This is a genomic window from Arthrobacter sp. TmtSoilC77, assembly GCF_059739415.1.
In genome coordinates, this window is sequence record NZ_AP046050.1 from 4,068,412 (window position 1) to 4,090,880 (window position 22,469).

The window sequence follows — 22,469 nt, forward strand, 5'->3', positions numbered from 1 at the left end:
GATCGCCATGACCCAGAAACTCCTCGTCGGAACGCAAGCACCTGACTTCGCGCTGCTCGACGCCGACGGCACCAAGGTCTCGCTGTCCGATTACCGCGGACGCAACGTCATTGTGTACTTCTACCCCAAGGCAGCCACCCCCGGCTGCACCACCGAGGCCTGCGATTTCCGCGACAACCTCGCAAGCCTGCAGGGCAACGGCTACGACGTCATCGGGATCTCCCCCGACGGCCCCGAGGCCCTCGCAAAGTTCACTGGTGAATTTGCGCTGACCTTCCCGCTGCTCTCCGATGAGGACCACTCCGTGGCCCTTGCCTACGGCGCCTGGGGCGAGAAGCTGGTTGACGGCGAAATCGTCGAGGGCCTGGTCCGCTCCACCGTTGTGCTCGACGGCGAAGGCACCGTCAAGCTCACCCAGTACCAGGTCAGCGCCCAGGGCCACGTCCAGGCCCTGAAGGAAGAGCTGGGCGTCTAACCCTCTCGCACATCCCGCGGCTTTAGGGCAATCCCTCTCGCACATCCTGCGGCTTTAGGGCAATCCCTCTCGCACATAACTGCACAAATTTTGTAACGCCCGCCCACTATTGTGAGCGGGCGTTACACGTACCTTTACTAAACGTGACAAAAGCTCCGCGGCAGTAGTTAATGGAGCCATGGTCTCAACCGCGTCCCCACGCCATGCTGTAGTCATCGAAGATGACGCCGACATCCGTGGCCTCCTCGTTCTGGTCCTTGAGCAGCTCGATTTCGTGGTGACAGAAGCGCCCGACGGTCTTTCCGGCGTCGAGGCTGTCCGTAACACCAACGCCGAACTGGTGACGCTGGACATCAACCTCCCGGACATCGATGGCATGGAAGTTTGCCGGCGCCTCCGGGAGTTCTCGGACGCTTACATCATGATGCTCACGGCCCGTGCCGACGAGATTGACCGGCTCACCGGTTTGGACACCGGCGCGGACGATTACATCAACAAACCGTTCAGCCCTAAGGAACTGCAGGCCCGCATCCGGGCGCTGTTCCGCAGGGCACGCACGCCCGCCGAGGACACGCGCCAGACTGACGAACTCGCCCGCGCTGCGGTTGTGCAGACAAGCCTCCTCCCGCAGGAAACGGTGCGGCTGAACGATTACGACGTCGCTGGCGCATTCCGCCCATCGCGCAGCGTGGGTGGGGACTTCTACGACTGGTACCAGACCAGCGACGGCATGCACCTGACGTTCGCCGACGCCATGGGCAAAGGCATGGGCGCGGCCTTGATAGCGGCCACCGTCCGCGCCGTCATGAGGTCCGTGGCGGATACCCCGGCAATTGCTGACGCCTTCGGCTCCGCCAGCGCCACGCTGACCTCCGACCTGGACCAGTCAGGGTCCTTCGTGACCATGTTCCATGCGCGCCTGGACAGTGCCTCGGGCAGGCTTAGCTATGTCGACGCCGGTCATGGACTTGGGCTGCACGTCCCGGCCGAGGGGGCGGCACGGAGGTTGGTTTCCGCGGGGCCACCCGTCGGGATCCTGGAGGGACAGCAATGGCCGGCCTCGGAACTGCAGCTGGAGCCCGGCGATTCGCTGGTGATTGTCAGCGACGGCGTGCTCGACGCGCACGATTCCCTTGAAGAGTTTGTGAGGAACGTAGAGAAGGCGGCGCGGAGCGGGGGCAGCTCGGAAGACGTCTGCGCTGCCCTGCTTGAGCTGGCACCGGCGGACACCGCGGAAGATGACGTGACCGCCGTCGTGGTTCACCGACGGCGTGGGGTTCACCCAACACTCGATGCAGGGCTGGAACGCAACCACAGCGGAGTTGCTTAGATCATCCGGTACTAGCCACGAAAAAAGGGGGGAACGTGACGCGATTCTGGACTCGGCTTTGTGTTGTCCTAACGGTCATTCTGGGCGTGAACTACGTGGCGTGGCGCTGGCTGGCTTCGCTGAACTGGGAAGCGTGGTGGATCGCTGTTCCGTTGGTGATTGCCGAGACCTACAGCCTCATTGACGTCATGCTCTTCGGCATGACGGTGTGGAACCTGAAGATCCGCAAGCCACCGCCCGCGGCGCCGGACACCGCTACGGTGGACGTTTTCATCACCACGTACAACGAACCCCTAGACCTGGTGATGACCACGGCCCTCGCCGCCAAGGACATCCGCTGGCCGCACAGTACCTGGATCCTGGACGACGGCGACCGCCCTGAGATGCGCGAGCTCGCCGAGTCGAACGGAATCGGCTACGTGACCCGCGGTGCCGATTGGACACCGGACATGCCGCGGCACGCCAAAGCCGGGAACCTGAACAACGCGCTCATGATTACATCGGGCGAGTACCTGTTGATTCTCGACGCCGACCAGATCCCCGAGCCGGACATCCTGGACAAGACGCTGGGCTACTTCAACGATGACCGTGTGGCGTTGGTCCAAACGCCCCAGTACTTCGTCAACGTTCCCGCCGACGATCCCCTGGGCAGCCAGGCTCCCCTGTTCTACGGCCCCATCCAGCAAGGCAAGGACGGCTGGAACGCGGCGTTCTTCTGCGGCTCCAACGCCATCCTGCGCAGGGAAGCCCTCATGCAGCTTGGTTTGGTGGGCTACGTCAAGGCCACCGAGAAGAGTGTGCGCCGTGCTCTGGCTGCGTCGCGCACCGCTATTAAGAAGGCCCGGCGGTCGCCCGAGGCTGAAAACCCGCTGGTCGAGCAAATGTTGAACGAGGTGGAAACCGCAACCGAAAACGCCCAGCAGGAACTCGAAGCCGGGGCTTCCCTGAGCGAGATCACGTACCGTGTGCGCCGCAAAGTGGACGACGCCGTGCGCACACTCGTGGCCGCCGACTTCTCAGCGCTCCAATCCGACCTCGAAGAAATCGCCGCCATGGAACTGGCCCACGTCGGCGAGTCTGGTGTCACAACAGTGGCGAGTGACGCCGTCGACCGAATGTCCGGACGCGACTGGTCGCCGCTCGGCGCCCTCGAATCGGTCCACGCAGTCCTGGACGCCATTTCCGTGGAACGAACCGACGAAGCCCAGCCGATCATGCCCTTGGCCACGATCTCCGTCACCGAAGACATGGCTACCGCGATGCGCCTGCACGCCCTCGGCTGGAAGAGCGTCTACCACCACGAAGTCCTCGCGAACGGGCTGGCTCCCGAGGACATCAAGACCATGCTGACCCAACGCCTTCGCTGGGCCCAAGGCACTATGCAGGTCCTCCTGCGCGAGAACCCTCTCGTCCAACGCCGCCTCACATGGGGCCAGCGGCTCATGTACTTCTCCACCATGTGGAGCTACCTGAGCGGCTTCGCGGCCGTCGTCTACTTTGCGGCCCCGATCATCTATCTGACGCTCGGCATCCTTCCCGTGACCAGCCTGAGCTTCGACTTCTTCATCCGTTTCATCCCGTTCATGGTGGTAAACCAGATGCTGTTCGTCATCGCCGGGCACGGGATCCCCACCTGGCGCGGACAGCAGTACAGCCTCGCTCTGTTCCCCACCTGGATCAAGGCCTGCACGACGGCGGCACGCAACGTGTGGTTCGGACGTCCCCTCGGATTCGCCGTCACCCCCAAGGCCAGGCAGAGTGGCGGCCCCAGTTGGAGCCTGATTCGTCCACAGATCATCGTTGCTGCGTTGCTTGCCCTTGCACTGGTTGTTGGGCTTGCCCGGCTTCTTTCTGGCCTGTCGGAGCCCCTCGGAACCCTGGTGAATGTAGCGTGGGTAGCCTTCGACCTTGTGGTCCTGAGCGTCCTGGTCAAGGCAGTTTTGTACAAGGGCTTTGTCCCTGAGGAATTGGCGGGTCCGGAAGGTCCTGGACGCCCCGAAGAGAGGAATGCTGATGCAGTTTAGCTACGAGGTCAAAGACTCCTACGCGGAGGTGAAGAGCGTCGGCCGGTTGAACATGGTGGCCGCTCCGAAGCTGCGGGAACTAGTGGCAGAGGTTGTGGCTGGTGGATCCAGCCGCGTTGTAGTGAACCTTGCAGAAACGGACTTCATGGATTCCTCCGGCCTCGGAGCCCTCATCGGTTGCCTCAAAGCGGCCCGACAGGCAGGCGGCGATTTACGGATCTCCGGCGTGCAGCCCCAGGTCAAAATGGTCCTGGAACTTACCAACATGGACCGCGTTCTGACCGCGTATTCCTCAGCCGAGGAGGCGTTCGGAAATGACTGAAGTCATCGCACGCAGGGGCTACCACGGGCCGTCCAACGAGGAAGCAATCGAAGCCATCCACGGCGAGCTTGACGCATTGTGGGACGACGCCTCCTTCGTCCCTGACATGGACCGGATGACCTTCACCACCGCAGTCATTGAAGCCGCCGCCAACATCGTGCAACACGCCCTTCCCGTGGGCGAGAAGCCCGTGGAGATCGGTGTGGACATCAGCGTCCGGCCCACCCGCCTGGTGGCCAGGGTCAGTGCGTTCAACGCCCGCGAGCCCTTCGCTGAAGACATGCAGCCCGACATGCCGGACGAGGACGCAGAATCCGGGCGGGGCCTTGCGCTCATCGAGGCCTTGGTGACAACCGTGACCTTCGAACGCCAGGACGGCACCAACACGTGGATCCTGACCCGCAACACCTGATCCTCGCTCACATCCCACGCCTTTTCGGGCGATCCTCGCTCACATCCCGCCGGTTTCCGGGCGATCCTCGCTCACGTCCCGCAACCCTGGGACGCGGCGTGGGGTGTTCTGCCCATCGCCAGACATGACGCAACTGTGAAAGCATTCCGTGAGGCCCGACGTCGAGGGCTTGATGAAACTGGGGGATGACATGGACCGCGGAAAGGGCCGCACTGCACGGAAAGTACTGGCAGCTGCTCTGATACTTGGGGCGGCAATCATGGTGGGCTGCTCCGCTCCCGACGGCCCCCATACCGAACCCAGCAGTCCCCCTCCGGTGACTGCCGAGCCTGCCCCGGTTGCAGAGAGCTTCACAAAGTACGACGCCCTGCGCAGGGATCTGATCGCGGCATTGGAGAAGACGATGCCGGCAATCACCTGGGCTGTGGACAAGCCTGCCACCATGGCTCTGGCGAGCGACGGCCGGTGCATATTCCACCCGGCGAGCATGAAGAGCAGTGCAGATATTGTGGAGCCATCCAAGAATTTTGAAGACGTCTTCGCTACGGCCGATCCCATCCTTAAGCAGCACGAATTCCCCGCCTTCGATGGAATTGATGCAGTTCCCGGCGGCTGGACAGTAACCCGCAGCACGGACGGAACCGGTGCCACAGTAATCCTTGAGTCCAAAAGCCCGGCATATCTGCGCATAAACGTTCCCGTGGATTCCAAGACCTGCGACCCCACGGAGCTTCCGGCGAGCTAAGGGGAAGTTCTACCCATCGCCATGAGCAGCTCCCACAGATAACTTGGCTTAGGCTTCAGCTTCAAACATAGGGGGACAGACAGATGCCGGGATTCTACGGTGCTGACGTTGATCAACTTCGGGCGCTCGCCAAGACAATGTCCCGGCATTCGGACAAAATGAGCACGCTTTCGCTGGAATTGGGCCAGCTCATATCCAGCGCGCCGTGGGAGGGCCGCGACGCAGTGATGTTCCGGGCGGCTTGGGAGTCGGAGCACCGCCCCATGCTGAAGCTGATTTCCGGCGAGTTGCAAAGCCAGGCCAACGAACTGAGCCGCAATGCAGACGAGCAGGACAAGACCAGTTCGGAAGGCAGCCGTAGCGGTGACGCAGGCAAACAGGATTCAAATCCTCCCGGCGATCCGGGGCCGTTGGATCCTGATACCTCGGATGTGGATGTTCCAGGCGACGTCCGTAAAGATCCCGATGCGGGCGATCCGAGCGATATCCACCAAGGGCAAATCGGCGACTGCTGGCTCTTGGCGGGCATAGGCTCTGTGGCACAGACGTTGGAGCGCGAAGGCAAACTCGACGAGTTCCTTGCCTCCCACATGCGTCCCGTGGGAGACCCTCCAACGCATTGGGTTGTGACTCTGTACGAAGACGGCGAACCCGTCGAAGTGACGGTGGAGGCCAAGTCCACTGAAGGTGGAGTTCGGGGCGCCGACGGCCAGCCGAACTGGCTTTCCATTTATGAACGTGCTGCGGCCGAGCACCGTGGCGGTTCATACGATGACATTGATGGCGGGTTCAGCAACGATGCAATGGAGCTCATGACGGGACAGTCCGCGGATAAGGACGGCGAACTGGACCTCGACGAGATCGACGACAAACTAGCTGACGGTCAGGCGGTCTCGGTTGGCACCCAAGACGTCAAGGACGACGACTTTGACTGGTTCTGGGAGCCGGACGAGGTCAGCCGCACGGATGTCGTCCCCAACCACGCCTACATAGTGGTGGACGTAAAGACCAACGACGACGGCGAGAAAGTTGTGGTTCTGGCCAACCCGTGGGGCCCGGCCGGAGGCAAGCTGGACGGCGAGCAGAAGGCCGGCACCCTGGAACTGACCGAGGATGAGTACAAGGAAAACTTTGACTCCGTGTACTCCGTGGGCGTGAAGGAAGGATGACCGTGGAACAGCTGGTTACAGTCAAGCAAGGCATGCAGCCCACTTTTGACGGCGTCAGGGTGGGGGTTGTGAAGATCGGAATTGCCGACGGTGCTCCCGCCATCCAGTTCTGGATCCGCACCGCCGAACAGGAACGAAAGCAAGCCTTCCGCGCAGGTCAGTCGGTCGCCCTTCCGGGGGCTGGCCTCCTGACGATCGCTTCGATCCAGCCCGCCGATGGCACCACCCCGGCTTCCGCGACTCTGGCGTACGACGCCGGTCACGTCACCGAGTGATCGCGGGCGCCGGCATGATGTGAGAGAACATCCGGCGAAACCGGTCAGGATGTGAGCGAACATCGGAAGTACGGATGCTCGCTCACTTACGCCTTGTCGATGGCCTCTTTGAGTGCGCCCAGCACCAACGTCACCGAGGCGCTGTTTGCGTTGGGCCCCATCATCCCGATGCGCCAGACAGTATCCGCGAACTCGCCCACGCCCGAACCGATCTCCATACTGAAGTTCTCGAGGAGGTAAGCGCGGACGGCGGCCGAGCTGACGCCGTCGGGCACCTTCACGGTGGTGAGGCTCGGCAGCCGTGCGCCTTCAGCGGCAAACAGCTCAAGTCCCATCTCCTGCAGTCCGCTCTGCAGTGCAGCGCCGGCAGCGCGGTGGCGGGCTTGTACGACGTCGAGCCCCTCGGCGAGGATGCGGTCGAGGGCGGCTTCGAGGCCGGCGATCATGGTGACCGGCGCCGTGTGATGGTAGGTGCGGGCTCCGCTGGCTGCGCCGACGTAGCCGCCGAGCAGGCCGATATCCAGGTACCACGAGCGCGGATCCTTGATGCGCCGCTCAAAGGCCCGGTCCGAGACCGTGAACGGCGAAAGCCCTGGTGGCACGCCCAGGCACTTTTGAGTCCCGGCATATCCGACGTCGATCCCCCAGTCGTCTGCCCGAAGTTCCAGTCCGCCGATGGACGTCACGGCGTCGGTGATCAACAGGGCGTCGCCCTTGCCTGCGCCCAGCGCAGCGATGTCGGAGAGAACGCCGACGGAAGTCTCGGCATGAACGGCGGCGATCACCTTGGGATGAGGGTGCGCCGCGAGCACGCGGTCAGCATCAACGGGCTGGCCCCACTCGTGGTCAACACGGACGACAGTAGCCCCGCAACGCCTGGCGACCTCGCACATGCGCGCTCCGAAGAGCCCGTTGACAGCGATCACCGCCACGTCGCCGTCGGAGACCGTGTTCACGAATGCTGCCTCCATGCCGCCTGAACCTGTGGCACTCAGCGGGAGCGTGCGCGCATTCGAAGTACCCCAGACGGCCCGCAGCCCCTCGCACGTCCGGTCCAGGCGTTCGATGAAGGCGGGATCCAAATGCCCGAGCACCGGGTAGGCCAGCGCGGCCATGGCCTCGGGGTAGCAGTTGCTCGGGCCGGGACCGAACAGGAACCTGGACGTCAGTATGTCTGGCATGTGCGAACTCCTTCAGCTGGTTCTCGTCATTCTGCCCCAGCGTGCGGTGCGGGGCGAGCCACACCGGCTGCCCCAAGCCCAAACTGCTAAGGTTACTCACCACTACGGAGGCCGCCGCGGTGAGGGGACAAGGGTGACGACTGAAGGAAAAGAGCAACCGGAGCAGGGCGTCCGCGGCGAGGTCAGCCAGGACCGGTTCGTCGCAGGGCAGGACCTAACACGGTGGAAATCCCCGGTAGGCCGCGTCCTGGCGGGAGCTGCACAGCGGATCACCACACTGCTGGGCCCTTATGCAGCGCTGATCATCACGTTGGCCGTAGGACTTGTCATTGCCGTGTCCCTCGCAGTGGCTTTTGGTGAGGTTTACGAGTCGGTCACTGAAGCCGACGGGGTTGCGGGCCTTGACCACCCGGTCCTTGACGCCGCCAGGTCCGTTCGCTCCCCCGCACTGGATCTCGCCGTCACTGCCTACACGAATGTTGGCGGCACGGTTGGCATGCCCATTATCGCGGTGGGGATCATGATCGCCTTGGCCACGAAGCGCCGCTCCTGGACTCCTGTCATCCTGATGCTGACGGCGGGCTTGGGCTCACTTCTCATGACTGTTTTGGGCAAGCCTTTGTTTGGCCGCACCCGCCCTGACCTCGCGGACGCGATTCCGCCGTACGAGCACTCGCCGTCGTTTCCCAGCGGCCACTCCCTGAATTCAATCGTGATCGCAGGAATCGTGGCTTATTTGATCATTCTTCGCCTCAAAACGGCAAAGGCCAGAATCATCACGGTGGTGGTGGCGTCGGCGTTTGCCGCAACCATGGGCTTGAGTCGTGTCTACCTCGGGCACCACTGGCTCACTGATGTCCTGGCCGCCTGGATTCTCGGGATAGCCTGGCTTGCTTTGGTCATTACGGCGCACCGCCTCTACCTGACTGTGAGAACGCGGCGCTCCGGCGCGGTACTCTCTTGACACCAGCCTAAGTGCTCGGCTTAACTATTTACGTATGCTGAAATAACAGTTCCATGATGCGGAATCAGTAGAAGCAAGCTTCCTCCTGCCGGAAAGCAGGAGTTCCGCATAGCCCACACCATGGATGCCAGCATTTGCACGAGGATGACACAAGCATGGAGCTTGCAGTATTCAACAGTGTTGACCGGGACGAGGCCATCAGGACCCTGACCCCTTGCCTGGATATCAGCCGCTGGGTTGAGGACGTCGCGGACGCCCGACCCTTCACGAGCGTCGACGAACTGCTGGGGCAGGCCCGCCAAGCTGCCGAGCCGTTCACACCGGAAGAGGTGGAGTCCGCACTGGCCCACCACCCCCGGATCGGCGAGCGGCCCAAGGCCCAAACCACCGAAGCGGCCATGTCCCGTTCGGAACAGTCCGGAGTGGACCCCAGCGACGACGGCACGGCCGCTGCCCTCGCCGAGGGAAACCGCGCCTACGAAGAGAAGTTCGGCAGGGTCTTCCTGATCCGCGCGGCAGGACGCAGCGCCCAGGAGATCCTCGGCTCCCTTCAGGAGCGGCTCAACCACACCCCCGAAGAAGAAGACGTAATCGTGGCTGGCCAGCTGCGGGAGATCGCCTTGCTGCGACTCGCAGGCGTGATCAGCGAAGGAGAAAATTCATGACCGTTTCGCAAGTAACCACGCACATCCTGGACACCGGTTCCGGACGCCCGGCGGCGGGGGTCGCCGTCGTACTTTACGTCCGCGAAGGCGATAGCTGGACCCTGGTCGCAAAGGGCGAGACCGACGCCGACGGCCGCATCAAGGATCTCGGTCCGGAGCGGATTCCCGGCGGCGCCTACCGTCTGAACTTCGCCACTGGCGATTACTACGAGGGCCTTGGCACGGAAACGTTCTTCCCGGAAGTGGACCTGAACTTCACGGTTTCGGACGCCGGTGAGCACTATCACGTGCCGCTGCTGCTGAGCCCGTTCGCGTTTTCGACGTACCGCGGCAGCTGACTTGTGTACAGATAATGCCCCTACGGAGCAATCCGAGGGGCATTATCTGTACACAAACAGGGAACGGTAGGCTGGAAGGCATGGCTTCTGAGGACACCAACGCCCCATCCGGAAATGGCACTGCCCGCCGCGAAATTACTGTTCGCCGGGCACCCAGGTTCGTTCCGTTCATGATTCTGGGTGCCATTGTGGGTGCAATCGCCGCCGCCTTCATCGCGTACGGCCGGCCTGCGGACCCCGCCTTCGACGCCAGCACCGTCTTCGGTTTCTTCCTGGTGGCCTGCGTTTCCGGCGGCGTCATCCTGTTCTCGATCCTCGCCCTGGTTCTGGACCGGATCAGCGTCAAGCGGACCAAGCGGGCGGTAGTGGAGGCCGTTCCGGATTCGGTTCCGGATGAGGGTCCAGAGCACGACGGCGGCCGCTAGGCAGCCAGCCCAGCGCACCTCTTTCCGGGGTGCCACTGTGAGACACGCCGCATTTTGGCCGAATCGGGCCTGTTCATGGGGTCACAAAGCCGGAGCGGGAACTTACCACGGCCACAACATGAGACAATCGACCAGTGGCACGTGGCGACGGAAAACTTTCTCATGATCTTCTCCCCGGCGAAAAAGGCCCTCAGGACGCTTGTGGCGTCTTTGGGGTCTGGGCTCCCGGTGAAGAAGTAGCAAAACTCACCTATTACGGGCTGTATGCGCTGCAGCACCGCGGACAAGAGTCGGCTGGTATTGCTACCAGTGACGGCAAGCGCATCAATGTCTATAAAGACATGGGCCTTGTGTCCCAGGTCTTCGATGAGACGACCCTGAACACCCTCACCGGACACCTGGCCGTTGGCCACTGCCGGTACTCCACCACTGGTGCAAGCCACTGGGCCAATGCGCAGCCCACCTTGGGCGCAACCGCGACCGGTACGGTTGCCCTGGCCCACAACGGCAACCTGACCAACACTGCTGAGCTCCGGGAAATGATCCTCGAGCGCAACGATGGCCAGTTGACCGGTGAAATGAAGCAGGGCAACACCTCTGACACTGCCCTCGTGACGGCCCTCCTTGAGGGTGAAGAGGGCAAGACCCTGGAGCAGACCGCACTGGAGCTGCTGCCCAAGATCAAGGGTGGCTTCTGCTTCGTCTTCATGGACGAAGGAACCCTCTACGCTGCCCGCGATACGTACGGCATCCGCCCGCTGTGTCTGGGACGGCTGGACCGCGGTTGGGTTGTCGCTTCCGAGCAGGCCGGCCTGGCTACCGTTGGTGCGAGCTTCATCCGTGAGATCGAGCCCGGCGAGTTCATTGCCATCGACGAGGACGGCGTCCGCTCCCAGCGCTTCGCCGAGGCAACGCCCGCCGGCTGTGTCTTCGAGTACGTCTACCTCGCCCGTCCGGACGCGGCCATCGCAGGCCGCTCCGTGTACGAAGCCCGTGTTGAGATGGGCCGCCAGCTGGCCCGGGAAAACACCCACGAGGCCGACATCGTCATTCCGGTGCCCGAATCCGGTACCCCGGCAGCAGTCGGTTACGCCGAGCAGTCGGGCATCCCTTTCGCGCACGGCTTCGTCAAGAACGCCTACGTTGGCCGCACGTTCATCCAGCCGTCGCAGACCCTGCGCCAGCTCGGCATCCGCCTCAAGCTCAACGCCCTTGAATCCGTGATCCGCGGCAAGCGTGTTGTTGTGGTGGATGACTCGATCGTCCGCGGCAACACGCAGCGGGCCATTGTGCGGATGCTCCGCGAAGCAGGTGCCGCGGCTGTCCACGTGAAGATTTCTTCTCCGCCGGTCCAGTGGCCCTGCTTCTACGGCATCGACTTCGCTTCCCGAGCGGAGCTGATTGCCAACGGCGCCACGATCGAGGAAATCTCCCAGGCAATCGGCGCCGACTCGCTGGCCTACATCTCCGAAGACGGCATGATCGGTGCAACCCAGCAGCCGCGCGAACGCCTCTGCACCGCGTGCTTCACTGGCCAGTACCCGATTGAGCTGCCGCATGCTGACAAGCTGGGCAAGAACCTGCTGGAGCGCACGGACCTCGGCGGATTGCCACCTGTTGCTGAGTCCCCCGCCGACTCCGAGGATCCGGCCGAAAAGCCCGGAGCTACGGGCTGCGATCCGGGCCCGGATGCTGAATTCGAGAACCTGCTGACCGACGCTGATCGTTTGACCGACGCCGACAAGAAAGAGTCTGTATGACCTCCGCAACCCCCGCCGCTGGAAGCACCCCGAATTCAACGGGCATCACCTACGCCTCCGCGGGTGTCGACGTCGAAGCGGGAGACCGCGCAGTCGAGCTCATGAAGGACGCCGTGAAGGCGACCCACAACACCTCGGTGATTGGCGGCGTCGGCGGCTTCGCAGGCCTGTACGACGTCTCGAAGCTGCTCACCTACAAGAAGCCGTTGCTGGCCACGTCCACTGACGGCGTGGGGACCAAGGTTGCTATTGCGCAGGCCATGGACATCCACGACACCATCGGTTTCGACCTCGTGGGCATGGTTGTGGACGACATCGTGGTGGTCGGCGCTGAGCCCCTCTACATGACCGACTACATTGCCTGCGGCAAGGTTGTCCCGGAGCGTATCGCAGACATCGTCCGCGGTATCGCAGCTGCTTGCTCTGTTGCCGGCACCGCCCTGGTTGGCGGCGAGACCGCTGAGCACCCGGGCCTGCTGGGTGAGCACGAATACGACGTCGCCGGTGCCGCTACCGGTGTTGTCGAAGCTGACGCCTTGCTCGGCCCGGACCGCGTCCGCGCCGACGACGTCGTGATCGGCATGGCATCTTCCGGCCTCCACTCCAACGGCTACTCCTTGGTTCGCCGCGTCATCAACCACGCCGGCTGGGCCCTGGACCGCCAGGTTTCCGAACTCGGCCGCACCCTTGGCGAGGAGCTGCTGGAGCCCACCCGCGTCTACGCAGCTGACTGCCTGGACCTCGCCCGCACATTCCCCGTATCGGCCGGCGCAGCCGTCCACGGCTTCAGCCATGTCACCGGTGGTGGCCTCGCTGCCAACCTGGCGCGTGTCCTCCCGCAGGGCCTGGTGGCCACGGTTGACCGCAACACCTGGGAGCTGCCCGCCATCTTCAAGCTGGTTTCCGAGCTGGGCAACGTGCCCCTCGCCGACCTTGAGCGCACGCTGAACCTCGGCGTGGGCATGGTGGCCATCGTGTCCCCGGAAGCCGCTGACGCTGCCGTGGCACGCCTCAACGAGCGCGGCCTGCCGTCCTGGATCATGGGAACCGTTACTGCGGATTCTGACTCGATCGACAAGACCGGCCCGGACTACGTCCAGGGTGCCAAAGGTGTCGACGGCGGTGCCGTACGTTTGGTGAACGCCTACGCCTAAGCGCGTTTCCTCTTAGTCACGAGCGGCCGGGCAGTTGATCTCAACTGCCCGGCCGCTCTTTGTTTTGCTGCTTGTAGGTTCCTGACCTGTATTGATCGTTCCGGAGTTTGCCCTCCGACGCCAGGATGGTCAGATCTGGATCAAGCTGAGAACGCCGCCTTGGGGATCCTGGATGGTCGCCAGAGATCCTGTTTCCGGCCTGTCTTCCGGCTCCACGAGCACCACCCCACCCGCGGCTAGCGCTGCTTCGGCGGCTTTACGAATATCCGCCACGCCGAAATAGATCTGCCAACCGGCTTCCTCGCCCTCTTCGGCAGGGACAACCCCCGCCACCTCATCGCCTTTCACTATCAGCGTGCTGTAGCTGCCGCCGTCGTCCTGGGGGTATTCGGTGACTTCATGCCCGAAAAGCTGCTGGAAAAACGCGATGGCTGCCTGCGGTTCCGGAGTCAGCAGTTCAGCCCAAGCCAAGGCGCCAGCCTCATTGAAAAGGTGGCTTCCAATGTGGGTACCCGCTTGCCAGATCCCCGTGGTTCCGCCGCCGGGCGCCTCGATGAAGGCCAGGACGCCGGTATCGGCCACCTGCTCCGGGCCGAACGCGAGCTTCCCACCAGCATGGACGGCGTCTTCCGCTATCTCCTCAGCGTCCGTTGCGGCGAGATAGATGTTCCACTGGCCATGCTTGCCTGCAGCCTCCTGCATGGGATTCTGCGGAGCGATAACCGCCACCAGGTCCTTGCCCACAAAGGCCTGAGCGTAGCTGCGGCCGTCAGGTGTAGGCAGGTCCGTGAACGTCCAGTCGAACAACTTGCCGTAGAAGGCCTTGGCTGCGGAAACGTCCGGGGTCTGCAGATCGGCCCAGCAGGGTTCACCACTTGAATAATGCGTCCGGGAAGTCATGCGGCGAGTCCTGTCATGATGCTGAATGCTGCGCCGGCAGGGTCCATGAGCACAGCCATCCGCCCGATTCCTGGAACATCGAAAGCCGGAGCGATCACGTGAGCTCCAAACTCAACAGCCTGCGCCACAGCCGCGTCCACGTCCTCGACGCCGAAGTACGTCATCCAGAAAGGCGAAAGTCCTTCAATCGGCAGCTTGAGGGCACCGGCAATCCTCTTTCCGTCCACCAGCAGGCTGGTGTACTCCTGAAGATCACCTGCGGGTGCAGTTTCGCTGCTGCATCCTGTCACGGCCTCGTAGAACTTCACGGCCTTGGGGACGTCGTCAGTCTGTAGTTCATTCCAGATCATGGTGCCCGGCTCATTGACCAAGCCGGACCCGGGATGGGTTCCAGCTTCCCAGAAGCCGATCTGCGCGCCCGTGGGATCAATGGCGAAGAACATCCGTCCGCTGCCGTTCGGCACGTCGTCAGGCTCGAACAGGATGGACCCGCCGGCGGCCACAGCCCGCTGGGCCGCGTCATCCACGGAGTCCACAGCAATGTAGTTGGCCCAATAGGACGGCATTCCCTCTGGAGCATCCGGCATTTGCTGCATCATGCCCGCGACTTTGCGGCCATGGAGAGAGGCCATGTAGTAGGTCATGCCGTTACCGGCGTCCATGGGATCCAGCTCCCAGCCAAAGAGCCCGCTGTAAAACTTCTTGGAAACCTCAACGTCGGTGGAGGACAGGTCCACCCAACATGGAGTCCCCTGCTTGTACCTCTCGACCACCGGCATGCCGTTCCCTTTCTATGAGCTGCGTCCCCCATCAACTTAGTACCGGGCTCTGACAAGGACAACGCTCCGCCGTCTTTCCGTTGCTGGCACGGCTCGCAGACCAGATTACCCGGGCAGCCGGACAGGTTGGACGGCGTCTTCAACGCTCGGGCGCGGAAGGCGTCGGGACAGCACCGCCATGACGACGACAGCCAGCACTACCGGAACACACACAGCAAGGACGATGTTCTGCGGCGATTGGCCAGCCGACAACAGGATGCCACCCAATGCGGGGCCTGCAATGGAGCCCAAGCGGCCCAACGCAGCCGCCCACGCGACGCCGGAGGTCCGCGAGGAGGCCGGATAAACGGACACCGCCACCGCCGCCTGTCCCACCATGCTGCTGGCCAACCCCATGCCAACGCCTGCGAACAGGAGCAAGAGTTGCCACTCCCCGGGTTGTCCCAAGGCAATCACCAGCAGGAACGAAATAGCTGCCAATGCGGCAACTACCAGCATCCAACTGGTCTTGAACCGTACCGAGAAGATCATGAGCAAAAGGGCTCCCAGTATTCCGCCGATACCAAGTGAGGCCGCTCCCAAGGGAGCCATTGCCAGGCTCAGGCCGAAATTGGTGAGCAGAGTTGGCAGCCACGACGAGAACGCGTAGAACGTGGCAAAGATCAGGAAAGCAAAGAGCCAGAGAAGGGTGGTTGGTAGAGCCAAACCGCGCCGGAACAGGCTCTGGACAGTTTCCTGACCGGCCTTCGAGGACGGCTTGGGCGCATCAGCCTCGGTGATTCCGAACCACATGACAGGAAGCAGGACAATGGGAAGTACCGCCCCGAGCCAGAAGATGGATTGCCAGCCAAGGTCGCTGATCAGCTTTCCGCCGCTCAGACCCGCCGCCAACGACCCCGCCGACAGGCCCATGGTCACGAAAACGGCAATCCGTTCACGCTGGCCGCCGTCCCGGCCCGCTGTCGCGAGGGAAATAGCCGACGGCAGTACCGCCCCCAATCCGACGCCTGTCAGGAAGCGGGCAATCGTCATGAACGGTATTCCTGAAGACGTCGCGGTGAGGGCGGAACCCAGGGCGAATGCCACCACGCCTGCCAGCAGCATCCCCCGGAGCCCAAACCGGAGGGACAGCCGGCCACAGATCACATAGCCCAATACCACTCCGGCGTTGGTGGCAATCAGCGGGGCCGCGAAAGCCGCGGGTGATAGCGCCCAGTTCTTCGCCAGGCCCGGCACCGCAAGGCCCAATGACGCCGTATCGAAACCGTCGAGCAGCACGGCCAGGAAGGCTAGGACTATGACCAACCGACGGGACACGCCACTGGTGGCGGCCTGCGGTGGAATAGGCTTCCCAGCGGAAGTACTGGATTCAAGCATGATATTTCCTTTCGGGCGAGGGAATTGGGCCGCCGGACGAACGTCCGGCAGCGCGTGAAAGAGTTGGTTAGGTACTAGTGGCCCAAGGATCCGTGAGTCACGGTGCCAGCCGCCATGGTCAGTTCCACGTCGATTCCGCTGATCTCTTCGGGTTCCACGGTCCTCGGGTCCGCAGAGAGAACTACGAGGTCCGCTAGCATTCCTGCTCGGATAGTGCCGGTTCTGTGTTCGTCGGCTGCACACCACGCACTGCCGCTGGTATACATCGCCAGGGCCTCTGCCGCGCTTACGGCCCATTCGAGACCCAGTACTCCTGCTGAGCGGCTCCGCCGGGTGACGGAGCTGGACATGCCAAGGAGTGGCTGGAAGGGCGCCACAGGACTATCCGATCCGCCGCCCACGGGTGCCTCAAGACGGGCAAGATACTGGGACAAGGGCGCGATATTGGAAGCCCTCTCAGGACCGAGGTACTCAGAGAATCCAGCACCCAAGGCAAAGTGCAGCGGTTCCTGCGCTGCCACCCCTACACCCATGGCATTGAGCCTGCTCCAGTGGTCGTCGTGGGGATACAACATGTGGATGAGGGTCCATCGGGCATTGGAGATGGGGCTCCACGAATGCGATGCCTCAAATGCATCAAGAGCCATGTCAATGCCAGCGTCGCCAACGCAGTGCGCACCTACAGGAAGGCCCGCACGGTTGGCTGCCAGGCAAATGGCTTCCAGCTCAGCTGCTGATTGGAAGGATTTGCCACGTGGGAAGTCGGGGTCATCCTGCCTCTCATAAGGTTCCCGATAGAAGCCGGTCTCCACACCGCCATCTACACAAACCTTCACGCCCAGCGTCCGAAGCCAGACATCCTCGAGCTCTGCTTCCACTGCACCGGAATCGAGCAGCTTCACTGCCTCAGCCGCCGTACCAGCCGGTGTCGGAAGCTTCCACATCATGGATACGCGGACCTTCTGCGGCCCTTCCCCGTAGATGGTTTTGTAGGCCTCCATTTCGTCCAACGTCAGCCCGGGATCGATGACCGAAGTGATGCCCGCCGCACTGTACCGCTTCTGAACTTCCTCCAGCGCTGCACGGTAGTGATCCATGCTGGGTTTGGGCAGCTGACTAAGTAATCCTGCTACGTATCCGCTCCCCACGATCTGGCCGGTAAGCTTCCCACCATCACGAAGATAACTCGCGCCCTCTGGAGCATGGCTGTGGTCCGCGATCCCGAAGAGCGATAAAGCAAGCGAATTCAGCACCACATTGTGTCCTCCCCTGCGAAGGACCACGGGATTCCCAGGGGCCACGGAGTCCAGCTCGGTTCGAGTTGGCATCCTGCCTTCGGCCAGCCCGCTTTCGTGCCAGTCACTTGCGGTTACTACCCACGCTCCGGTCTCGGTGGCTTCCACCTGCCCTTGAACGGCCTTCATGAGCTCCGCGATAGTGCTGGCTTGGGCCAGGGAAGGGAGCAGCATCCCCATGCCTGTGGACAACATATGGTTGTGGGAGTCGTGGAATCCCGGACACACAAACCTGCCGCGTAGGTCCACTACCTTGGTGTGCGGTCCTGCCAGACGCAGCGCCTCCACGTCATTGCCTGCATACACAATCCACGGGCCAGCTACGGCAATGGCCGACACCAGACCGTTGGGGCTCGTTGGGTCCGCCAGAACGGTTCCATGATGAAAGATGACATCGGGCAGTTTTCCCTCAATTCGTGACGTCCGTTCCACTCGTGCCTCCTACCGGCCGCAGCCTGATGTTTCGAATTCTTTATGACCGTCATAAAGAGTCGATACCTTGATTGAGACTGTAGACCCGGGATTGGACCTGCGCAATGGTTTTGACGATTTTGGTATACCAAATTTTCAAACGCAAAAAGGCCCGCAGGGTACGCCAATGACTGGCGTGGCCTACGGGCCTCTTTCAGAGATATTCGGCATCCGGAGATGCGCGACGACCTTAATGTACGACGGCGGTACGCAAGTCAGTGCCACAGGCACCGATTATTTGCGACAGCTATCCGATACGGCGGGTGTCTACCTCGTCGTCATCGTCTTCCGCGTACTTGTCCTCATATGCCGAGTAGTCCGGCTCCGGGGGATCTTCGGGGAAGTGGCTTTTCACACGACTGGATGGGCCCGTGAGCTCACGCTCAAGTGCCGAATAGTCAGTGTTCGGGGAGTAGTACTTGATGTCCCGAGCCTGCTTGGTAGCTTTTGCCTTTTGACGGCCGCGCCCCATGGCGTGACCCCCTTTTGTACTTGGACCGGAGGTGGTCACCTTGGCTATCGGTGAGGCCCCGGAATGTTTGGTCAATTTGTCGTATGTCTAGATTACATGCTTTCAGGGGTGCCTGCGTGCCACCCTGGACCTGCGTCGGGTACAACTGCAGCCCAAACCGCTCCCCACCACCTCCAATACACCCAAAAATTGGGTAGAGTCTGCCTCAATGCGGCTCCAGAGCAGGAAGGCAGACTCCGGGATATGAGCGAGGACACCACCCCACCACGTGATGATTCAACGCGCGATAAAGGCGAGGCCGGGGTGCCACCCGCGCCCAAGGTACCGCCCACGCCGCCGCAGGCCCCGGGACAGCAGCCGAAGCAACCTTCGGGAACACAGCCCGAGGCTTCAGGCCTGCAGCCGGACCCTGCGCCGGATCTGGACCCGGACTTCGTGCCTAATCCCAGCGACCAGCCCGATCCTGCGCTGCCGCCCGACTCCGGCCAGCCCGAGCACTCAGGCCAGGCAGAATATCCCGGCCAGCCACAGTACCCGGGCCAGCCAGCAGGCCCGTACCAGCCGGGCGATCCCTACCAGCCAGCGGGCCCCTACCAGTCAGCCAGCCCCTACCAACCCGGGGATCCCACGCATGATCCTACAAACGCTCCGCATGGGGACCCTGTAAAACGCCAGCGGTTTGTCATCGGCGCGATTGTGGTGGGCGTCCTGGTGCTCATCGGCGTCGTGATCTGGGTGCTGTTGAACCTGCTGGGGACGCGCCCGGAAGCTGTTGTCACTACACCGAGCCCGACCGCAAGCCTTGGCCCCCTACCGCGGGACACCGAAGCCAAGGATTTCCAGGTGGGTGACTGCTTTGCCGACTTCGATCCCAATGCCCCCAAGGCCAGGGCCGTTCCCTGTGACACGGAGCATTCAGCCCAACTGGGCGCCGTCCACATATATCCAGCAGATGATTCCTTCCCCGGCACGAATGCGCTGAAGGACAAGGGCCGCGAAGTCTGCGGCAACGTCAAGCTGAATCACGAGGTGGCCGATAAGTACGTGCTGCTTCAGCAGAACGTTTACCCGAGCACCACGAGTTGGGATCGGGGCGACCGCCGCGTTGATTGCTTCATCGTTGTGGATTCGGGCAACACCATCAAGGAAGACCTCCTCAACAGGTAGCGCCCGGCCTACTTCTTGCGAACCAGTAGTCCAGTGCCCACCGTCGGGCCGCCGTCCGGACCTGTCAGCGCCTCGAATCCCTCAATGGTGAGTTCGTCGAGGTCGGCCGCGGTATCCACCAGGACAGTATCGCCGTCGCTGATCTCGCCGGCCAGGATCTCCTTTGCCAGGCGGTCTCCGATTTCGCGCTGGACGAGGCGTCGCAGGGGTCGCGCACCGTACGCGGAGTCATAGCCTGACATCGCGAGCCAGGCACGGGCTGCATCGGTCACTTCGAGGGTCAAGCGGCGGTCCCGCAGTCGCTTGGTGAGTTCGGCAACGTGGAGCTCCACGATCCGGGCAAGCTCCTCCACTGACAGTGGATCGAACAGAACGATCTCGTCCAGACGATTCAGGAACTCCGGCTTGAACGAGGCCTGTACCACCGCCATGACGGCATCGCGCTTGGCTTTGGCATCCAGGGACGGGTCCACCAGGAACTGGCTTCCAGAGTTGGACGTCAGCACCAGGATCGTATTGCGGAAGTCCACCGTCCGTCCTTGACCGTCTGTGAGCCGGCCATCATCAAGAACCTGCAGCAGGATGTCGAACACCTCTGGATGGGCCTTTTCCACCTCGTCGAGCAGCACAACAGAGTATGGGCGACGACGAACGGCTTCCGTTAGCTGTCCGCCTTCTTCGTAGCCAACGTATCCCGGAGGGGCACCGACCAGGCGCGCTACAGAGTGCTTCTCTCCATACTCGGACATATCGATCCGGATCATGGCGCGCTCATCGTCAAAGAGGAAGTCGGCCAAGGCCTTTGCCAGCTCGGTCTTGCCAACGCCGGTTGGGCCGAGGAACAGGAACGAGCCCGTGGGGCGGTTGGGATCGCTAATGCCGGCCCGCGCACGGCGGACGGCGTCCGAAACTGCCTGCACAGCCTTGGTTTGGCCGATCAGGCGCTTGCCGAGTTCCTCCTCCATGTGCAGCAGCTTTTGGGATTCACCCTGCAGCATGCGCCCAGCCGGAATGCCGGTCCAGGCGGAGATGACCTCGGCGATGTCGTCTGCAGTCACTTCCTCTGCGACCATGAGCTCGGGCTTTGCATCGCCCCGGGCAGACTCCTCCTCTGCAGCCGCATTGAGCTCACGTTCAAGGGCAGGAAGCTCGCCATAAAGTATCCGCGACGCTGACTCAAGGTCGCCTTCGCGCTGGTACTTTTCGGCGGCAGATCGCAGCTCGTCGATCTTCGCCTTAAGGTCACCCACCCTGTTGAGTCCGGCCTTCTCAGCTTCCCACCGGGCGTTGAGGGCCCTGAGTGCTTCCTTCTTGTCCGCCATATCGGCGCGGAGTGCCGCCAGGCGCTCGACCGATGCAGGATCAGTCTCACCCTGAAGCGCCAGTTCTTCCATGGTCAGGCGGTCGACGGAACGGCGGAGCTGGTCGATCTCCTCCGGCGCAGAGTCAATCTCCATCCGAAGCCGTGACGCGGCCTCATCCACAAGGTCGATCGCTTTATCCGGAAGCTGACGGCCCGAGATGTAACGGTTGGAGAGGGTTGCTGCTGCGACCAAGGCGGAGTCGGCGATTGCCACCTTGTGGTGGGCCTCGTACCGCTCCTTGAGGCCGCGAAGAATGCCAATGGTGTCCTCGACGCTCGGCTCGCCCACGTAGACCTGCTGGAAGCGGCGTTCCAAGGCAGGGTCCTTCTCGATGTTTTCGCGATACTCATCCAAGGTGGTGGCACCAATGAGGCGCAGCTCGCCGCGGGCCAGCATCGGCTTGAGCATGTTGCCCGCGTCCATGGCACTCTCACCCGTGGCACCGGCTCCAACAACGGTATGGATTTCATCGATGAACGTGACGATCTGGCCGTTGGAGTTCTTGATCTCCTCCAGAACCGCCTTGAGCCGCTCCTCGAACTCACCGCGGTACTTGGCGCCTGCCACCATGGAGGCCATGTCCAAGGCAATGAGGGTCTTGCCACGGAGGCTCTCCGGAACATCGCCGGCAACCATCCGCTGGGCCAGGCCTTCAACGACGGCAGTTTTACCCACGCCAGGCTCACCAATGAGGACAGGATTGTTCTTGGTGCGGCGGCTCAGGACCTGAACCACTCGACGGATCTCGCTGTCGCGCCCGATAACGGGATCCAGCTTCCCTGAACGGGCGATGGCAGTGAGGTCCGTGCCGAACTTCTCCAAGGCCTGGAACGTATTTTCGGGATCCGGCGAGTTGACCTTTCGATCGCCCCGGACACCCGGCAGGGCGGCAAGCAGCGCTTCGTGGGAGGCCCCGGCGTCGCGCATTAATTTGCCCACGGCGTCACTGCCGGCCGAAAGCCCCAACAGCAGGTGCTCCGTAGAGACAAAGGAGTCGCCGAGTTTGTCGGCCTCGTTCTGGGCAGCCTGAATGGCCTGCATCGACTGCCGGGACAGCTGGGCTTGCTGGACCGAGCTGCCCGAAGAGGACGGCAGCGACTTGATGGCCGAACTGGCCTGAACGCTCACGGCGTCCGGATCAGCACCCGTGGCGCGCAGGAGAGCGACAGCGACGCCCTCGCGCTGGTCCATGAGGGCCTTGAGTAGATGCGCCGGCTCCAACTGCGGGTTGCCCGCAGTGGAGGCATTCATGGCGGCCGCAGAAAGGGCCTCCTGGCTTTTGGTGGTGAATTTGACGTCCAAAGAGAGCTCCCTTTCTGGAGTGTGACCAATACTTTCAAAGTTGAGTCTACTACGCTCAACTTTGCTTTTTGATCCACTGTGTTCCATGTTTGCCCACGGCGAA

The 22,469-nt window shown here is 62.5% G+C and carries 22 protein-coding genes; 15 read left to right on the top strand and 7 right to left on the bottom strand.

The features are described from left to right. Positions 1-7: 7 nt before the first annotated feature. The 8 genes from bcp (at position 8) to AC6I99_RS18765 (ending at position 6,752) form a co-directional block, all read left to right on the top strand. Positions 8-475 (top strand): thioredoxin-dependent thiol peroxidase, encoded by a 468-nt coding sequence (bcp, locus tag AC6I99_RS18730; protein ID WP_224089058.1) that lies wholly within the window; start codon positions 8-10, stop codon positions 473-475. Between the two features lie 178 nt (positions 476-653). Continuing rightward, a complete protein-coding gene (locus AC6I99_RS18735; RefSeq protein WP_497944353.1) occupies positions 654-1,805 on the top strand; it encodes a PP2C family protein-serine/threonine phosphatase in 1,152 nt (383 codons plus the stop codon). 35 nt (positions 1,806-1,840) lie between these two features. Continuing rightward, positions 1,841-3,829, top strand: coding sequence for a glycosyltransferase family 2 protein (locus AC6I99_RS18740; RefSeq protein WP_497944352.1), 1,989 nt, complete (start codon positions 1,841-1,843; stop codon positions 3,827-3,829). After that, positions 3,819-4,151, top strand: coding sequence for an STAS domain-containing protein (locus AC6I99_RS18745; protein WP_224089065.1), 333 nt, complete (start codon positions 3,819-3,821; stop codon positions 4,149-4,151). Before AC6I99_RS18740 ends, AC6I99_RS18745 begins: the two co-directional genes overlap by 11 nt. After that, on the top strand, positions 4,144-4,563 hold the full coding sequence (locus tag AC6I99_RS18750) for an ATP-binding protein (protein WP_497944351.1): 420 nt from the start codon (positions 4,144-4,146) through the stop codon (positions 4,561-4,563). Before AC6I99_RS18745 ends, AC6I99_RS18750 begins: the two co-directional genes overlap by 8 nt. Before the next feature lie 148 nt (positions 4,564-4,711). Continuing rightward, the gene (locus AC6I99_RS18755; RefSeq protein ID WP_497944350.1) at positions 4,712-5,308 is read left to right on the top strand and encodes a hypothetical protein; all 597 of its coding nucleotides are present in this window, start codon (positions 4,712-4,714) and stop codon (positions 5,306-5,308) included. A gap of 83 nt (positions 5,309-5,391) precedes the next feature. Further along, complete coding sequence (locus AC6I99_RS18760) at positions 5,392-6,477, top strand: C2 family cysteine protease (protein WP_497944349.1); 1,086 nt, start codon at positions 5,392-5,394, stop codon at positions 6,475-6,477. Beyond that, on the top strand, positions 6,474-6,752 hold the full coding sequence (locus tag AC6I99_RS18765) for a hypothetical protein (protein ID WP_497944348.1): 279 nt from the start codon (positions 6,474-6,476) through the stop codon (positions 6,750-6,752). The genes AC6I99_RS18760 and AC6I99_RS18765 overlap by 4 nt, the downstream gene beginning before the upstream one ends. Before the next feature lie 86 nt (positions 6,753-6,838). On the opposite strand, the gene AC6I99_RS18770 is transcribed toward AC6I99_RS18765, so the two are convergent. Then, positions 6,839-7,933, bottom strand: a complete 1,095-nt coding sequence (locus tag AC6I99_RS18770; protein WP_497944347.1) for a pyridoxal-phosphate-dependent aminotransferase family protein — start codon at positions 7,931-7,933, stop codon at positions 6,839-6,841. A gap of 133 nt (positions 7,934-8,066) precedes the next feature. On the opposite strand from AC6I99_RS18770, the gene AC6I99_RS18775 reads away from it, so the two are divergent. The 6 genes from AC6I99_RS18775 (at position 8,067) to purM (ending at position 13,239) form a co-directional block, all read left to right on the top strand. Continuing rightward, the gene (locus tag AC6I99_RS18775; protein WP_309928480.1) at positions 8,067-8,897 is read left to right on the top strand and encodes a phosphatase PAP2 family protein; all 831 of its coding nucleotides are present in this window, start codon (positions 8,067-8,069) and stop codon (positions 8,895-8,897) included. Between the two features lie 155 nt (positions 8,898-9,052). Then, a complete protein-coding gene (gene uraD, locus AC6I99_RS18780; RefSeq protein WP_224089081.1) occupies positions 9,053-9,562 on the top strand; it encodes a 2-oxo-4-hydroxy-4-carboxy-5-ureidoimidazoline decarboxylase in 510 nt (169 codons plus the stop codon). Further along, the gene (uraH, locus tag AC6I99_RS18785) at positions 9,559-9,900 is read left to right on the top strand and encodes a hydroxyisourate hydrolase (protein WP_224089084.1); all 342 of its coding nucleotides are present in this window, start codon (positions 9,559-9,561) and stop codon (positions 9,898-9,900) included. Before uraD ends, uraH begins: the two co-directional genes overlap by 4 nt. A gap of 80 nt (positions 9,901-9,980) precedes the next feature. After that, positions 9,981-10,325 carry a hypothetical protein gene (locus AC6I99_RS18790; protein ID WP_224089086.1) on the top strand — a complete coding sequence of 115 codons (345 nt, stop codon included), beginning with the start codon at positions 9,981-9,983 and terminating at the stop codon, positions 10,323-10,325. Between the two features lie 134 nt (positions 10,326-10,459). Next, on the top strand, positions 10,460-12,085 hold the full coding sequence (gene purF, locus AC6I99_RS18795; RefSeq protein WP_224089088.1) for an amidophosphoribosyltransferase: 1,626 nt from the start codon (positions 10,460-10,462) through the stop codon (positions 12,083-12,085). Further along, positions 12,082-13,239 (top strand): phosphoribosylformylglycinamidine cyclo-ligase, encoded by a 1,158-nt coding sequence (gene purM / locus AC6I99_RS18800; protein WP_497944346.1) that lies wholly within the window; start codon positions 12,082-12,084, stop codon positions 13,237-13,239. Before purF ends, purM begins: the two co-directional genes overlap by 4 nt. A gap of 129 nt (positions 13,240-13,368) precedes the next feature. On the opposite strand, the gene AC6I99_RS18805 is transcribed toward purM, so the two are convergent. The 5 genes from AC6I99_RS18805 to AC6I99_RS18825 form a co-directional block, all read right to left on the bottom strand. Beyond that, a complete protein-coding gene (locus AC6I99_RS18805) occupies positions 13,369-14,139 on the bottom strand; it encodes a VOC family protein (RefSeq protein ID WP_224089091.1) in 771 nt (256 codons plus the stop codon). Continuing rightward, the gene (locus AC6I99_RS18810; RefSeq protein ID WP_497944345.1) at positions 14,136-14,918 is read right to left on the bottom strand and encodes a VOC family protein; all 783 of its coding nucleotides are present in this window, start codon (positions 14,916-14,918) and stop codon (positions 14,136-14,138) included. The genes AC6I99_RS18805 and AC6I99_RS18810 overlap by 4 nt, the downstream gene beginning before the upstream one ends. A gap of 105 nt (positions 14,919-15,023) precedes the next feature. Next, positions 15,024-16,295 (bottom strand): MFS transporter, encoded by a 1,272-nt coding sequence (locus AC6I99_RS18815; protein ID WP_497944344.1) that lies wholly within the window; start codon positions 16,293-16,295, stop codon positions 15,024-15,026. A 74-nt stretch (positions 16,296-16,369) separates the two neighbouring features. Beyond that, positions 16,370-18,022 carry an amidohydrolase gene (locus tag AC6I99_RS18820; RefSeq protein ID WP_497944343.1) on the bottom strand — a complete coding sequence of 551 codons (1,653 nt, stop codon included), beginning with the start codon at positions 18,020-18,022 and terminating at the stop codon, positions 16,370-16,372. Positions 18,023-18,308: 286 nt separating this feature from the next. Beyond that, the gene (locus AC6I99_RS18825) at positions 18,309-18,533 is read right to left on the bottom strand and encodes a DUF3073 domain-containing protein (RefSeq protein WP_024818182.1); all 225 of its coding nucleotides are present in this window, start codon (positions 18,531-18,533) and stop codon (positions 18,309-18,311) included. A gap of 243 nt (positions 18,534-18,776) precedes the next feature. Between AC6I99_RS18825 and AC6I99_RS18830 the strand changes: the two genes are divergently transcribed. Beyond that, positions 18,777-19,700, top strand: coding sequence for a septum formation family protein (locus tag AC6I99_RS18830; protein WP_497944342.1), 924 nt, complete (start codon positions 18,777-18,779; stop codon positions 19,698-19,700). 8 nt (positions 19,701-19,708) lie between these two features. On the opposite strand, the gene clpB is transcribed toward AC6I99_RS18830, so the two are convergent. Further along, the gene (clpB, locus tag AC6I99_RS18835; RefSeq protein WP_497944341.1) at positions 19,709-22,366 is read right to left on the bottom strand and encodes an ATP-dependent chaperone ClpB; all 2,658 of its coding nucleotides are present in this window, start codon (positions 22,364-22,366) and stop codon (positions 19,709-19,711) included. Between the last annotated feature and the right edge of the window lie 103 nt (positions 22,367-22,469).

What these genes read in the sequence shown, in the direction of transcription:
- AC6I99_RS18790 (WP_224089086.1), top strand. Translation starts at nt 9,981, where the DNA reads ATGGCTTCTGAGGACACCAACGCCCCATCCGGAAATGGCACTGCCCGC.
- AC6I99_RS18810 (WP_497944345.1), bottom strand. Translation starts at nt 14,918, where the DNA reads ATGCCGGTGGTCGAGAGGTACAAGCAGGGGACTCCATGTTGGGTGGAC.
- AC6I99_RS18760 (WP_497944349.1), top strand. Translation starts at nt 5,392, where the DNA reads ATGCCGGGATTCTACGGTGCTGACGTTGATCAACTTCGGGCGCTCGCC.
- AC6I99_RS18830 (WP_497944342.1), top strand. Translation starts at nt 18,777, where the DNA reads ATGAGCGAGGACACCACCCCACCACGTGATGATTCAACGCGCGATAAA.
- AC6I99_RS18815 (WP_497944344.1), bottom strand. Translation starts at nt 16,295, where the DNA reads ATGCTTGAATCCAGTACTTCCGCTGGGAAGCCTATTCCACCGCAGGCC.
- AC6I99_RS18735 (WP_497944353.1), top strand. Translation starts at nt 654, where the DNA reads ATGGTCTCAACCGCGTCCCCACGCCATGCTGTAGTCATCGAAGATGAC.
- AC6I99_RS18770 (WP_497944347.1), bottom strand. Translation starts at nt 7,933, where the DNA reads ATGCCAGACATACTGACGTCCAGGTTCCTGTTCGGTCCCGGCCCGAGC.
- uraH (WP_224089084.1), top strand. Translation starts at nt 9,559, where the DNA reads ATGACCGTTTCGCAAGTAACCACGCACATCCTGGACACCGGTTCCGGA.
- purM (WP_497944346.1), top strand. Translation starts at nt 12,082, where the DNA reads ATGACCTCCGCAACCCCCGCCGCTGGAAGCACCCCGAATTCAACGGGC.
- uraD (WP_224089081.1), top strand. Translation starts at nt 9,053, where the DNA reads ATGGAGCTTGCAGTATTCAACAGTGTTGACCGGGACGAGGCCATCAGG.
- AC6I99_RS18745 (WP_224089065.1), top strand. Translation starts at nt 3,819, where the DNA reads ATGCAGTTTAGCTACGAGGTCAAAGACTCCTACGCGGAGGTGAAGAGC.
- AC6I99_RS18765 (WP_497944348.1), top strand. Translation starts at nt 6,474, where the DNA reads ATGACCGTGGAACAGCTGGTTACAGTCAAGCAAGGCATGCAGCCCACT.
- AC6I99_RS18825 (WP_024818182.1), bottom strand. Translation starts at nt 18,533, where the DNA reads ATGGGGCGCGGCCGTCAAAAGGCAAAAGCTACCAAGCAGGCTCGGGAC.
- bcp (WP_224089058.1), top strand. Translation starts at nt 8, where the DNA reads ATGACCCAGAAACTCCTCGTCGGAACGCAAGCACCTGACTTCGCGCTG.
- AC6I99_RS18805 (WP_224089091.1), bottom strand. Translation starts at nt 14,139, where the DNA reads ATGACTTCCCGGACGCATTATTCAAGTGGTGAACCCTGCTGGGCCGAT.
- AC6I99_RS18750 (WP_497944351.1), top strand. Translation starts at nt 4,144, where the DNA reads ATGACTGAAGTCATCGCACGCAGGGGCTACCACGGGCCGTCCAACGAG.